This window comes from Lutispora saccharofermentans (assembly GCF_024363565.1).
GTDB lineage: Bacteria > Bacillota > Clostridia > Lutisporales > Lutisporaceae > Lutispora > Lutispora saccharofermentans.
The window spans coordinates 24781-38197 of the sequence record NZ_JAJEKE010000006.1; the positions used below are offsets into that span (position 1 = coordinate 24781).

At 40.5% G+C, this 13417-nt stretch carries 14 protein-coding genes and 1 other annotated feature (1 of these 15 cut by a window edge); of the genes, 2 read left to right on the forward strand and 12 right to left on the reverse strand.

The genetic code is table 11. The annotated features are described in order from the left end of the window. Window positions 1-25 precede the first annotated feature (25 nt). From LJD61_RS08370 to LJD61_RS08415, 10 genes are all read right to left on the reverse strand, one after another. The gene (locus LJD61_RS08370) at window positions 26-1456 is read right to left on the reverse strand and encodes a sensor histidine kinase (RefSeq protein WP_255227080.1); all 1431 of its coding nucleotides are present in this window, start codon (window positions 1454-1456) and stop codon (window positions 26-28) included. After that, window positions 1457-2035: an ANTAR domain-containing response regulator gene (locus LJD61_RS08375; protein ID WP_303740717.1), complete on the reverse strand. Its 579-nt coding sequence runs from the start codon at window positions 2033-2035 to the stop codon at window positions 1457-1459. A gap of 87 nt (window positions 2036-2122) precedes the next feature. Further along, window positions 2123-2551 carry a EutP/PduV family microcompartment system protein gene (locus LJD61_RS08380; protein ID WP_255227081.1) on the reverse strand — a complete coding sequence of 143 codons (429 nt, stop codon included), beginning with the start codon at window positions 2549-2551 and terminating at the stop codon, window positions 2123-2125. A 9-nt stretch (window positions 2552-2560) separates the two neighbouring features. Continuing rightward, the gene (locus LJD61_RS08385; protein WP_255227082.1) at window positions 2561-2938 is read right to left on the reverse strand and encodes a BMC domain-containing protein; all 378 of its coding nucleotides are present in this window, start codon (window positions 2936-2938) and stop codon (window positions 2561-2563) included. 225 nt (window positions 2939-3163) lie between these two features. Continuing rightward, on the reverse strand, window positions 3164-3763 hold the full coding sequence (locus LJD61_RS08390; protein WP_255227083.1) for a restriction endonuclease subunit S domain-containing protein: 600 nt from the start codon (window positions 3761-3763) through the stop codon (window positions 3164-3166). Between the two features lie 529 nt (window positions 3764-4292). Further along, entirely contained in the window at window positions 4293-5960 is a 1668-nt protein-coding gene (locus LJD61_RS08395; RefSeq protein WP_255227084.1) for a peptide ABC transporter substrate-binding protein, read from the reverse strand. A gap of 272 nt (window positions 5961-6232) precedes the next feature. Then, window positions 6233-7075 carry a M55 family metallopeptidase gene (locus LJD61_RS08400; protein WP_255227085.1) on the reverse strand — a complete coding sequence of 281 codons (843 nt, stop codon included), beginning with the start codon at window positions 7073-7075 and terminating at the stop codon, window positions 6233-6235. A gap of 40 nt (window positions 7076-7115) precedes the next feature. Then, a complete protein-coding gene (locus LJD61_RS08405) occupies window positions 7116-7937 on the reverse strand; it encodes a C40 family peptidase (protein WP_255227086.1) in 822 nt (273 codons plus the stop codon). After that, window positions 7930-9027, reverse strand: coding sequence for a dipeptide epimerase (locus LJD61_RS08410; RefSeq protein ID WP_255227087.1), 1098 nt, complete (start codon window positions 9025-9027; stop codon window positions 7930-7932). Before LJD61_RS08410 ends, LJD61_RS08405 begins: the two co-directional genes overlap by 8 nt. 11 nt (window positions 9028-9038) lie before the next feature. Continuing rightward, the gene (locus LJD61_RS08415) at window positions 9039-9815 is read right to left on the reverse strand and encodes a serine hydrolase (RefSeq protein ID WP_255227088.1); all 777 of its coding nucleotides are present in this window, start codon (window positions 9813-9815) and stop codon (window positions 9039-9041) included. A gap of 242 nt (window positions 9816-10057) precedes the next feature. On the opposite strand from LJD61_RS08415, the gene LJD61_RS08420 reads away from it, so the two are divergent. Then, window positions 10058-10396, forward strand: coding sequence for a DUF3870 domain-containing protein (locus tag LJD61_RS08420; RefSeq protein ID WP_255227089.1), 339 nt, complete (start codon window positions 10058-10060; stop codon window positions 10394-10396). Here the strand turns inward: LJD61_RS08420 and LJD61_RS08425 are convergent. Then, the gene (locus LJD61_RS08425) at window positions 10391-11317 is read right to left on the reverse strand and encodes a TIGR01212 family radical SAM protein (RefSeq protein ID WP_255227090.1); all 927 of its coding nucleotides are present in this window, start codon (window positions 11315-11317) and stop codon (window positions 10391-10393) included. The two genes, LJD61_RS08420 and LJD61_RS08425, sit on opposite strands and share 6 nt — an antisense overlap. A 335-nt stretch (window positions 11318-11652) precedes the next feature. On the opposite strand from LJD61_RS08425, the gene LJD61_RS08430 reads away from it, so the two are divergent. Next, entirely contained in the window at window positions 11653-12174 is a 522-nt protein-coding gene (locus LJD61_RS08430) for a peptidylprolyl isomerase (RefSeq protein ID WP_255227091.1), read from the forward strand. A 21-nt stretch (window positions 12175-12195) separates the two neighbouring features. On the opposite strand, the gene asnA is transcribed toward LJD61_RS08430, so the two are convergent. Next, a complete protein-coding gene (gene asnA / locus LJD61_RS08435) occupies window positions 12196-13212 on the reverse strand; it encodes an aspartate--ammonia ligase (protein ID WP_255227092.1) in 1017 nt (338 codons plus the stop codon). 54 nt (window positions 13213-13266) lie between these two features. Next, window positions 13267-13417 (reverse strand) — a binding site (T-box leader) (it continues 97 nt past the right edge of the window).

Sequence of the window (13417 nt, forward strand, 5' to 3'; positions counted from 1 at the left end):
CTACATAGAGTACTCCGATGTACTCCTATTCATTTTTAAAATCAAATTCTATCCTGGTGCCGTAGGCAGAAGAATCGATGTTCAGGTTTCCGTTAAGCTTATCTCTTACAATGCTCTTTACTATATTAAGGCCCAGGCTTCCCGGCCTTATGGATTTGACACTAAAGCCCACACCGTCATCTACGATGGAGATGTTCGAATACATTATGCCTTTTTGAATATTCACCTTTATGCGGCCTCTGCTCCGGCCGATGAAGGCATACTGCAGGGAATTCTGCAAAAGCTCATTTACCACCAAAGCAATGGAAGTAGCCTTATCGGAATCTATCATTATTATATCTCCCGCGACCTCAAGGCTTATATCCTTATTAGGCACCATTCCGTAGCTTATAATATAGTCCTTGAGCTTCTCAATGATGGTCTTTATATCTACATCGTCAACTCCGTTTTGAGCAAGTATTTCATGTGTTACTGCTATGCTCAATATCCGGTTTATGCTCTCGCTGAAAAATTTTTTGGCCTGTTCGTTGTCTATCCGGCGTGACTGCAGTCTTAGAATGCTCGCTATAGTCTGCAGGTTATTCTTGACTCTATGGTGTATTTCCCTTATCGCAAAGGATTTGAGTATCAGCTCCTTTTCCTTTTCTTTTACTTCTGTGATATCTTTGATCAGCATCGTTAGGCCTTTGATCTTGTCCTTATTATTAGTTACTGCATATTTGACCTGCAAAGCCAGCTTTCCTACATTTATATCAAATATTTTGCAGCTTCTTTCCAATACAACGGAATTAAATGTGCTGCCGTCCAAAACCAGATTGTTAAAATGCATGCCTATTATATCATCCTTATAGCCCAGCTTTCTATACAGCTCGTTTGCAACGGGGTTTGCATATGTAGTGATACCTTTTTCGTCAAATATTACAATAGCATCATTAAGATGATAGGTAATGCTGTTCTCTCCATCTGCATCCTTAAAGGAAAGCAAGGTTTCAGTCAGCTGCTGAGCCGTTTCAGCTAATATTTCCATATGCCTGTTGTGATTGAGGTCCTCTGTGATATCCTGTTCCATTATGAGAACGGCTATTGTTTTGCCGCCCTTGTCTTTTATGGGCACTACGCTTTGCTTTACCACGGCATTCTCCTGAGTTATCGCCTTCAAATCCCTGGTGACCATGCCGGTTTCCAGGGTCCTCAATGCAGCGGGCTCGTTCTCTCTTAAAGCCAATTCCCCTACCACAGAATATTTGTACATGGAAGGGTACATGGATGGTTTTGCTTCTGCCACTACAATAGCTACATTTGGGTCTCTCGTCAGGCAATCTATGAAGACATCCGCCTTAACCAGATCAGCGATTATCGGCAGGATTTCTGCCATCTTTTCCAGCTTGCCGATATCATCCGGCTTAAGATCCGTGTGTATTTCACATAACTCATTGAGTATTTCTTTTATAACCATTTATAAGGCTTCCCTTTCATTGACCAATATCGTTTCTGCAATTTGCTTCATGGGACAGCGCTTATCCATGCTGAGCTTTCTCATGTGGTTATAGGCTTCGTCTTCATTTAAGCCATACTTTTTCATCATCAGTCCTTTAGCGATATCAATGACCTTTCTGTTTTCAAGGCTTTCCTTCATCCTATTGTAATCTTGCTTTATTCTTTTCAGCTCTTCTCCCTTTGAAACAGCTATTTCTATAGAAGTCAGCAAAGTCTTTTCATCCACAGGCTTTATGAGATAACCCATTACTCCGGCCTCCTTCGCCTGCTCAACAAACTCGTTTCCGCTGTATGCGGAAAGCAGTATCACCGACAGGGCCAGGTTCTCATTTACAATGACCTTTGCCGCCTTAATGCCATCCAAAAAAGGCATTTTTACATCCATTAAAACTAAATCAGGTTTCTTTTTTCTGCACATTTCTACCGCATCAAAACCGTCTGAAGCTTCACCTGCAACCAAGTACCCATTTTCCTGCAGTATTTCACATAGGTCCATTCTAGTAATAGGCTCATCATCGGCTATTACTATCCTTCTCATAATAGTACCCCCTTTGCACATTGGTTTAACTTTGCCCCTTTGCACAGCAGCCATTATGTCCCTCTTCTGATTTATATATATGTTTCACTATAAATATTCCAAATATTTTTTTAGTTCATATAATCCTTCTTCGGTGTAGGAACTGATCATAAATATCCTGTCCGCTCCTGCGCTTGTCAGGCATTTCATTGCACTTTCAATATTTCCTTCATAGCGGTCTATCTTTGTTATGACTCCGATGGTATGCTTATTAAACATCGTTGCAAAACCCGGCGGATAAAAGCATACCTCATCGCAAGGGTCCTGAAGCAGCAAAATCGCATCACATTCTATGGATGATACCAATAATGCCTTGTAATAGCTTTTGTTCTCCAGATACTCTCCCGGGGTATCAATCATGCTCGAGAAAAATTCCAAGGACTGGGTCTTTCTATTTTCTGAAGGCTGGTTTAGCAGCTTTTGAATCAATGTGGTTTTGCCGGCGCCGCTTTTACCGATGAGTATGACGCTTTTCATTCGATTCACCTAAGACTTCGTTATGTTTGCGGTATTGAAGAAAAGCTGTCCTTGAAGGAGCTCTATTATAGAATTCATAGCAGCTTCAATGCTTGCGATGTCCCCTGTTATCACCAGGGAACCGCTGAATCTGTCTAAGAATCCGATTTCTACTGAGGCTGCTTTTGTTGCAATATCGGCAGCGATAATGGCCGCTTCACTGGGGGTTATGGTGAGTATGCCAAGGGCTGCCTGCTTGTCTTCGCTTATCCCAAGCTTTTTATAAATCGTATGCTGCGGGCTGGCAATGATATGGGCAAGGGTGATCTGTTTGCCCGGAACGTATTCTTGTATTATTCTTTGTTTATTCTCTACCCCATTTTTATCATCCCCTCTTACACCAAACATAAAAGCTTCCCTATCAAGACATAGTCTTGCAGCGGAAGCTTCATCGCTCTATATTGTACACCGTCGTACAATATTATATATATTCAATTGTAATAGCATTTATATATAACGTGAAAAAGATTTTATAGCAATAATGTTATCAGTCAGCATAACAGCTATGTAGAATATTTAATGCGTTATATATAGTAATTCTGCTTTTATTCCAGTATCATTTATATTTGTCCGTCAAGCCTTCAGCAAGCTTTCATCCAATTTATCCATTTCGTCTACGCCCACAATGCCGTGCAAATATGAATAAAGCCTGTTAACCCGCTCATCCATATCCACTTTTTTTTGAATCAGTTCCATCAGGGCTTCTCTGATCCTGCTTATATCCTGCTGCATCTCATCGGCTTCCTGTTTGCTTTCATTGATAAGCTCATAGGTTCTCTTCACAGTTTCTTTCAATAGTATGGCATTTTCTTGGTCTATTGCAGAAGGCAATGCCTCAAGCTCTTCCAATATCAATGGTATCCTTTGGTTTATGTGCAGGATCTCTTTTTGGGATTCTTTCAGCGGTCCTAAAAAGGCTTCATTATTATTTTCATTGAGCTCGTTTGAAAGATGGAGTATTTTATTCATCGAAATCTTTTTTCTTTTTTCCAGTTCCTTAAGCTCCTGCTCCAGATTTTTTTCCTTTGCGAGAAGCTCTTCCAGCTTTGCTATCGATTTCTGCATGCTTCTTGATTTAAAATTAGAAAACAGTTGTATCCATTCAGGGGTATAAATTAAAATAGGAATTTTATTTTTTCTTATCGTTGCACCATCTATATCAGGTTCTTTCAAAATCATCACCCCTGCTTCCTAATGATCCCCAAATCCTTTATTAATACTAATGATAGCACAAGAGCAAATTTGAGTATATAGTAGCATATACTCAAAAAGGAAGTCCAAAAGGACTCCCTAATATCAATGGCAAACTCCATAAGCAATAGCATCCATGTATAGTCACGTATAGTATATAAAAATTGATGACACTAATTCACTGAGCCTAAGAAAATCCTAACGCTTTCCAAAGGTCATCCGTGACCTGGGAAGCTTGCTCGGCGTCCGTGCCTCACATACGGCTTTTCTAAGGCTCAGCTCATAAGGGTCATTGACAATTTTTATATAAGCATACTTAGTCTATACATGGATGCTATTTTACTGCAGCGAAATATATAAAAGTTACGAGTTACGAGAGCTAGCGGGGTCATAGAGGAATACATGCATCCTGAGTTCTAAAACTCGTGCCCAGATATACATACCATTCTACTTATCGGTGCTGTATCAAAAAACTTAAGGAAGTCCAAAAAGACTTCCTTGCGATGGAAATTTATTTTATATATGTGTAAATTAAGTCGGGATCTGCTCCCACCAAAGACCTTACATAATTAACTAGTTTATCTGATTGTACATATGCATTGCAGCCCCAGAATATAGGAACAATAGGCAGCTCATCTAAAAGTATTTTTTCGGCTTCAAATAATTTTTCGCCCCGCAGCTTTAGATCCGGCGTAGACTTAGCCGCCTTAACCATATCATCAAAAGCTGTATTGCTGAATCTGCCTCTATTTACCCCATTTCCGGTTAAGTATACATCGATATAGGTCATAGCATCATCATAATCAGGGAACCAGTTGCCATAGGCGATATCAAAATCGCCATCATCAAGCAATTGGAAATATTGCTTTTTGGGTACCTGAACTATCTCAGTTTTTACGCCTAAAGTCTTTGAAAGCATATCCTGTACTGCTTCCATGTGAGTTCTTCTTATTGCATCATCTCTTGTTAGAAGCTTAAATGTAGGCAATTTTTCTACTGTCGTATTCAGTTCTTTCAAAGCCAGCCCTAAATACTCTTTTGCCTTTGCCTCATCAGCCTTAAGGGGAAGTGGATCATAAGGCGATTCAGCTGTATACTTATCACTAGCACCTGCAATTATCGGAGGAACATATCTGGTCGCCGGCAGTGCTCCATTTTTGGCTACTGATTTTGCAAAATCCTCTCTATTTATAGCGTATGATATCGCTTTCCTGAAATTTTTATTATTAAGAATCCCGAACATATTTTTATCCTTGTTATTAAAGTTAAAGGATAGATAATAAGCGCCTCCATTAGGCATAAACTTTGCTTCACCCTTTTGTATATAAATCTCACTCATATCACTTGGTATTGATGCAGAAAGCAACTCTCCGGTGTCATATAGGCTAATAGCCGTTTTGGGATCAGGTATGATTACAAGATCTATTAAGTCTGCTTTAACTTTATCTTTATCCCAGTAATTTTCATTTTTAGCAAGAACAATTTTCTCCTCATGCTTCCATTCTTGAACAACAAAGGGACCATTGTAAACCATCTTGTCTGATCCTGAAGAAAACTCCTCCCCGTATTTTTCAACTATGTCTTTGCGTGATGGCCAATAAGGTAAAAATCCGAGAACTCTCAGGAAATATCCTGTAGGAGCCTCCAATTGTATTTCAAGAGTTTTTTCATCTATAGCCTTTACTCCTACTTCCGCTTTGTCAACTTCATTTTTATAGAATTTTTCTCCGTTTTTAATTAAGAAACCCATTATTTCAGAGTAAGCTCCAGCAGTATTAGGATCAAGTAGCCTTATTATTGAATATTCAAAGTCTTGGGCTTTTACAACAGCACCATCACTCCACTTTGCATCTCTTAAATGGAAAGTATAAGTTATACCGTCAGAGGAAACCTCCCAGCTTTCTGCCATACCTGGTTGTATTTTTCCATCATACACTCTGGTCAAGCCTTCTAAAGTATGTCCTAAAACAAAAATCGATGTCAAATCACTGCCTTTTTGAGGGTCCATTTGAGGTGGCTCAGCATCCAAAGATAGATTAAGAACCATTTTCTCATCTGTTGATCCTTGGCCTTCTGCCTGCGCATTATCTGTAGTAGAGGCTTTAGGACTACATGCTGTAAAAACTAAGCTGATAATAAGCAACATGGAAACAACAAGCAACAAAGTTTTTCTTTTCATCATATTTCCCCCTCTTAATTTTATTGGCTTATATATTACGTGAATATATAACAGATAGAAAAAATGTTTAATAAAAATCCAGTAGAAAATAAAGACTATTTTCTACTGGATTTTGAACACTTGGAATTGTATCCAAAGCAGCAGTGCATAGATAATAATTTTTTATTCAACTATCAAAATGCATTGCGTAATATTCAGAATATTATGTGTTATTTATATATTCTATGTGATTTTAAATATACCTTCTCACTTTAATAAAAATTCTATATAACCTACAGATAGTTCGAATCGGCTACAGAATACGCCAATGTCCTCAGGACAGAGAATACTTTAAAAGCTTGAATATAGTCGTCGCACTCATAGGTCGTGACGCGCTCGCTTACTCTGATTACACCGGGCACATAGGTGGCCTTGTGAGCCATAGCAGGTGTATTCCATACCAGTTCTATTTTAATAGGAGGCTTAGATTTGTATAAATATCCATATTTTTCTATATCCTCCACCACTCTTCTGGAAGCTTCCCGAAGCTCACTTCTTACAGTCTCCACAGGCCTGCATAATGCAGAGAATCTTCCAAGGGCTTTCTTGGTCTCCACGGTTTCAATGGTCGGGAAGAACTGTTTTGCCTGTGCTACAGTGGTGTCGTCGCCTGAAAGCATCAATACAGGCACATTGAAATAGCCTGCTACCTCAGCATTTATTTCCGCTTCGCCTACTTCCTTTCCGTTTATCTTGAAGCTGTATAATATAGACGGGCTATATGTGTGATCCATTATCGCAAATGGAGTTCCGAATCTTCCATGATACCCTATAAAAATTACTCCGTCAAAAGTATCATCGATGCTATCCATCATTGAAAGAGTCTTATCGGAACCGCAGGCGAGTAAGAAATCTCCCTTCAGCATTCCGATAGGTATATTGAGCATATCGCCGTGAGAATCCCCAATAACTGCAATGCCGCCGCCTTCGTTTATGCCCTTTATGACTGCATTGGCCTCTTCAGCCATAAGCTGCCGGCCTTCCCTATATAAATCATTGTTTTCTACTCCTACCTGATTTGGACTGACAATGCCTCCGATACCTTCCATGTCAACAGATACATAAATTTTTTTCACATATACCACCCTTTCATATAAATAATAAATAATTTATGCCTTATCTCCCAAATACAGTTCCCACTCCATTTATCATTTTGTGCAAATCTTCCCTATAATCATCACTTCCCGGATTGATGCTGTTTATCAATACCCTTCCTTCCCGGCCGGTAGAGTGAATATAATTTCCTTCACCTATATACATGGCCACATGGCCCGGGAAAAACATCAGATCTGCCGGTTTTATATGTTCCAATGAAATGGATTTCATGTATTCTTCTTTCAAATTGGCATCCCTATATATTATTATACCATTTAGCATATATGACATGGATACAAATCCTGAACAATCTATACCCATAGGGCTCTTGCCTCCCCATCTGTACTGGGTTCCCATGTAGGCAAAAGCTGTGTCTATGATGCTCTTTCTTGCCGCCTCTTCATCCCGCTTCAAATCAAAACAAGGCATCTTCCTGAATACTTCTTTGCGAATCCAGCCCCTTCTTTTATCTATAAGCTCAACTTCACCCCATCTTTCTTCTTCTCTGCCTGTCATATGGACAAATGCTCCCATTGTCAGTGTTTCCAGCTGATAGCTGGCATATTTCGGTTCGGCCAATACATCGACTATCCTACCGGATATATAGCAGTCTGCATTTTCCTGCCACTCAATTGCCCTATTGCTATCGATTAAAATATTGCTTTCGTGGACATAGCCCTCATAATCGTAATGTGCTTTAACTCTGTACCATCCGTCATCAAGGGCCTCTACCAGCTCCAGCACCATGCCGTATAAGCTCTCATCCGCAATTTCGCTGTCAAAGGAAGGCTTCAATTTCAAAGGTATGACATTCTTTCTGGTAATGGCAAGCTTATTATTCATCAAAGGCACCTCCGTCAAAATCAATGTTTTTTATGCCAAGTCCTGCTCCATCACTGAGTATTAATTTGTTTTTCGAGAGCTCTACTCCACCTGAAATAGGCTCCTTTTCTATCAAGTCAACAGCATCCAAATCAGCTCTGGTAATATTCAATTTGCCCCCTGCAAAATGAGCTGCTGCAGCTATGCCCACCTTGCTTTCGATCATGCAGCCTATCATGCACTCTACCCCGCAGCTTTCCGCCATAGCGTTTATCTTCTGCGCATTGTGAAGGCCGCCGCATTTCATAAGCTTTATATTCAGTATATCGGCAGCTCTCTCTTTGAGCAAAATAAAGCAATCATGGGGAGAAAACAAAGCCTCATCTGCCATAATGGGGGTTTCAACATTGCTGGTAATATATTTCAGCCCTTCTATATCAATAGCCTTCACAGGCTGCTCCACCAACTCAATATCAAAGCCTTGATCCTCCATAGCCCTTATGGTTTTTATAGCTTCCTTCGGTGTCCATCCCTGGTTGGCATCAAGCCTTAACTGTACATCAGGCCCCACAGCGTCTCTGATGGCCTTAACCCTCCTGATATCCAGCTTGCCATCTACCCCTACCTTAGTCTTCAATGTCTTATATCCATTTTTGACATAGTTTATCGCATCCGCAGCCATCTCCTCAGGTGAGTTAACGCTTATGGTTATATCTGACTCGATCTCTTTCCGCGCACCTCCGAATAACCTGTACAAGGGTATATTGAATCTTTTGGCGAAAAGGTCATAAAGCGCTATATCCACTGCAGCCTTAGCGCTCGTATTATGAACTGCCGAGGATTCAACCTTTCTCATTATGGCTTCCAGCTCTTCGATATCCATTCCTACTACCGAAGGTGCTATATAGTTCTTAATTGCACCTTCTATTGATTCATTGGTATCACCTGTAATTACGGCTGTGGGAGAAGCGCTGCCATAGCCTATGTCTCCTGTATCTGCGGTAAGCTTTACTATTAAAGCATCTGCAACAGATACCTGCCTCAGTGCCGTCTTGAACGGTTTTTTTAATTTCATGGAAATCAGCTCCGTCTCAACGGAAACAATTCTCATTGGGCCACCTCCTAAATTTTCGCGCAAAAATGCTCATACACTGTTTCAGAAACCTTGCCTATGATATGCTTTGCCAATACATTGCTTTCTGCCTCGGTAACAAATACTCCCAGCAGATAAACTGCATCCGGCAGATAAAAAATACCTATATCATGATTAAGATTTTCCAAGTCTCCCGATTTATGTGCTACTACAATATCCTCAGCAATATATCTTTTAAGCAAATCCTTATGCTTTTGCCTCTTCAAAATGTTCAATGCCAGATCGCACATATTTCTGTCAAGTATCCTTCCTTTATAAAGGGCTTCCATCATATAAGCCATATCCCGGGCAGTAGTCAGGTTCTGCCTTCCCTGCCTTGCAGCTTCAAAATCCATCATCTTCCTGTTCAAAGCCGTACCTTTAAGCTGCATCCGCTCTGCTTGAGCATTGATATTGTCATAGCCTAAAATATCTATAAGTACATTGGTAGCAGTGTTATCGCTTATGATGATCATAAGGGTTATGAGATCCCGTATACTGTAGCAGGCCACATCCAGCTCCGATATTATGCTGAAATCAACCTTTTCAGAAGGTTTGATGAAGACCATCTCCTCAAGGGAAAGCCTGCTCTCCATAACTTGTTTCAACGCTTCGATCATTATAAGGATTTTTATGGTGCTGGCAGAAGGAACCACCCTTGCTGCGTCCAATTCAAGCACCGCTTCTTCTTTAAGCAAATCCTTCAGCACTATGGAAACCTTTGCACTCATCCCGTCAAAGCAGCTTAATATATCATCTTTAAGCATCAAATCCCTCCTAGGCTTTATTTATAAACAAAAAATTCGGAAGAAAAAGCTATGATAACTCTTTCTGCCGAACTTCATTTACGATAATAAATGCTGCGACATAAATACGATCAGAAAAGTCAATGGCATTACTGCCATTGAGGCTATCCCAACCTTAAAATATATATTCTATATATTTTGAAAAATTCCTCTTACATTAATAGTATTTTTATGATAGCTTATATAAAGAGGAGGGATTAAATTTGAAATATACTACTGATACTACTTATATAGTAGGAAATTCCAAATCTCAGCAAAACAACCCCATAACTCATGTATACGGGGCATTCTTTATGGGCTTCGTCGTCAACAGCCAGACCGAAGAAATAATCGATGTGGAATGCAATTCCATACTTCCTCTTACAAATGAGTTCATAAAAACCATATTCATCGGAAAAAGCATCAGGCATGATTATGAGCAAATAAGAGCTGAAGTAGAAAAAAGATATCTGGGTTCATCCCAAAGAGCTGTTCTCGTCGCCTTCAAAGATGCTCAGAAGAAGTATGTTGATTTTAAATCAGGGAAAGAGGTTCAGCTATAATCCGTACTTCTTTCCCTGCCAGCTATCCCTTTCAACAAGCTTATCATCTATTGCATTCAGCACTTCCCATTTATTGAGGCTCCACCAGGGGCCTATAAGGGTAGCCCGCGGTCCGTCTCCGGTAAGCCTGTGTATCACCATATCCGGCGGAAGCTTTTCGAGACAGTCCGCTACCAAACCCACATATTCATCCCTTTCCATCAGCTTAAGCGTGCCTTCTTCGTATAGTTTCACCATAGGTGTATCTTTCATGAGATGGAGAAGGTGGAGCTTGATTCCCTGAGTTTTTGTACCCGCAACAAAATTGACGGTTTCAAGCATATCGACGTTAGTCTCGCCGGGCAATCCCAATATGCAGTGGGTGACGACATCAATATTTCTCTTTTTTAATTCTTCAACCGCGCTTACATAGGTCTCCATAGCATATCCCCGGTTGATCAGCCTGGCTGTATCTTCATGAATGGTCTGCAGCCCTAATTCCACCCACAAATATGTACGGCTGTTCAATTCCTCCAGCAATTCAAGGATGTCGGTCGGCAAACAATCAGGCCTTGTTGCAATGGCCAGACCGATTACATTCTCCTTCTCAAGTATGGTATTATATTTTTCTCTCAAAACATCAACAGGCGCATAAGTATTTGTATAAGCTTGAAAATATCCTATGTATTTTCCGCTCCTCCATTTTTTTTGCATCATAGCCTTGGCTTCCTCAAATTGAAGTGACAGATCTTTGTTTTTCATGGTGAAGTCCCCGGAGCCTCTGGGGCTGCAAAATATGCACCCGTTTTTGGATACCCTTCCATCCCTGTTGGGACAGGTAAAACCGCCGTCTAAGGATATTTTAAATATCTTTTCTCCGAATTTCTGCCTCAAAAAATAGTTGAGGCTATAATATCTTTTGTTACCCCATTCCATAGACATAAACAACTCTCCCGAATCAATTGTATATAAGTTGCAATAAAATTCTACATAGCTGTTATGCTGACTGATAACGATTGCGAAAGCTCCGGGACAAAGACTTTGTAAGCTTGCATAGGGTTGCGTCAAAACTAACAAACTCTAAGCCCCTTCACGATGCACTCTTATATCAGTCAGGATAACATTATTGCTGTAAAATCTTTTTAACGTTATATATAGCTTAAAAGTTACTATATTATTATAATATATTTTCCGGTTTATTGCCGCATAATATATTTTACATAGCCCTCCATTTATTATAGAATAGGTTTGATATACATATGAAAGGAAGATTTTGCATGAACACTAATCCAATTGTAACAATCGAAATGGAAAATGGAAAAACTATAAAAATCGAGCTGTATCCGGATGTAGCTCCGAATACTGTAAAAAGCTTCATATCACTTGTGAACAGGGGCTTCTATGATGGGCTCATATTCCATAGGGTCATCCCCGGCTTTATGATTCAGGGCGGATGCCCTCAAGGATCAGGTACAGGCGGCCCCGGCTATTCTATAAAAGGAGAGTTTTCATCCAACGGATTCAAAAATGATTTAAAGCATGACAGGGGTGTCATCTCCATGGCCCGTTCCATGCATCCCGACTCGGCAGGCTCCCAATTCTTCATCATGGTAGAAGCAGCACCGCATTTAGATGGTGCTTATGCTGCATTCGGCAAAGTAACAGAAGGAATTGAGGCCGCAGATGAGATCGTAGATTCTCCGACAGATTTCAGAGATAGGCCTATGAATGACCAAAGGATGAAAAAGGTCACCGCAGAGACCTTCGGCGTCAGCTATGATGAGCCGGAAAAGCTGTAAGGGTGGGCGCTGAGGCGCCCCCTACAACAGCGCTATCTTATGCGCTTCGCAGATGCTTATCATTTCCTGGGGCCATATGGAAGCCTGTATCTCCCCTATATGCGCCTTTCTGAGGAAAAACATGCATATCCTTGACTGGCCTATGCCTCCTCCAATGGTCAAGGGAAGCTTATCCTCCATCAGCATTTGATGATACTCAAGCTTAAGCCGGTCTTCGCAATCGGACAATTTGAGCTGTCTGAGCAAAGCATCCTTGTCCACCCTGATTCCCATAGAAGATAATTCCAATGCCATATCCAAAACAGGATACCAGAAAAGTATGTCTCCGTTCAGCATCCAATCATCATAATCGGGAGATCTTCCGTCATGTCTTTTACCGGATTTCAGCTTACCGCCAATACCTGTAATAAATACCGCACCTTTTTCTTTTGCAATGGCATTCTCTCTCTCCTTGGGGCTTTTATCCGGGTACATATCCTCAAGCTCCTGAGAAGTTATAAAAGTTATTTCATCCGGAAGTATTTCTTCATAGTCTTTGTAAATGCCTTGCATACATCTCTCCGTATTCTTAAAGGCCTTGTAAATCTTTCTTACACAGTCTTTGAGAAAATCAATGTTTCTGTCTTCCTTCATTATTATCTTTTCCCAATCCCATTGGTCCACATAGATGGAATGAATATTGTCAAGATCTTCATCCCTTCTAATTGCATTCATATCCGTGTATAAACCCTCATAAGGCTTGAAGCCGTATTTGTAAAGCGCCATTCTCTTCCACTTGGCCAGAGATTGCACTATTTCTATCCTCTTCCCCTCTATGGATTTGACATCAAAAGACACAGGCCTTTCCACGCCGTTTAAGTAGTCATTCAGCCCTGTATCTGTAGTAACAAACAAAGGCGCCGAGACCCTTGTAAGATTCAGCTGCTCCGACAGGCTTTTTTCAAAATAATCCTTAATCCTCTTGATAGCTATTTGTGTCTCCAGAACATCATGCATAGACCTATAACCCTTAGGTCTTATAAAAGTAACCTTTCCCATTTTTTTGCCCTCCAATATTGAAAAATTAAATAAAAAAACCCTTCATCCCTGAAATAAAGGGACGAAAGGCATTGCTTCCGCGGTACCACCCTGATTAACACATGGTTCACTCTGCCGATACGGAATAACCTGTATTCGATATCGCCCAGGTATAACGTCCTGGCTGCGTCTAAGTCTACTATCCTAAGATTTCGGTTAGAAATTC

Bases quoted from the DNA above. Each gene is read 5' to 3' on its own strand.
- LJD61_RS08425 (WP_255227090.1), bottom strand. From the start codon at position 11,317: ATGTCTATGGAATGGGGTAACAAAAGATATTATAGCCTCAACTATTTT.
- LJD61_RS08415 (WP_255227088.1), bottom strand. From the start codon at position 9,815: ATGCTTAAAGATGATATATTAAGCTGCTTTGACGGGATGAGTGCAAAG.
- LJD61_RS08380 (WP_255227081.1), bottom strand. From the start codon at position 2,551: ATGAAAAGCGTCATACTCATCGGTAAAAGCGGCGCCGGCAAAACCACA.
- LJD61_RS08430 (WP_255227091.1), top strand. From the start codon at position 11,653: ATGAACACTAATCCAATTGTAACAATCGAAATGGAAAATGGAAAAACT.
- LJD61_RS08395 (WP_255227084.1), bottom strand. From the start codon at position 5,960: ATGAAAAGAAAAACTTTGTTGCTTGTTGTTTCCATGTTGCTTATTATC.
- LJD61_RS08375 (WP_303740717.1), bottom strand. From the start codon at position 2,035: ATGAGAAGGATAGTAATAGCCGATGATGAGCCTATTACTAGAATGGAC.
- LJD61_RS08405 (WP_255227086.1), bottom strand. From the start codon at position 7,937: ATGAATAATAAGCTTGCCATTACCAGAAAGAATGTCATACCTTTGAAA.
- LJD61_RS08385 (WP_255227082.1), bottom strand. From the start codon at position 2,938: ATGTTTGGTGTAAGAGGGGATGATAAAAATGGGGTAGAGAATAAACAA.
- LJD61_RS08410 (WP_255227087.1), bottom strand. From the start codon at position 9,027: ATGAGAATTGTTTCCGTTGAGACGGAGCTGATTTCCATGAAATTAAAA.
- asnA (WP_255227092.1), bottom strand. From the start codon at position 13,212: ATGGGAAAGGTTACTTTTATAAGACCTAAGGGTTATAGGTCTATGCAT.
- LJD61_RS08370 (WP_255227080.1), bottom strand. From the start codon at position 1,456: ATGGTTATAAAAGAAATACTCAATGAGTTATGTGAAATACACACGGAT.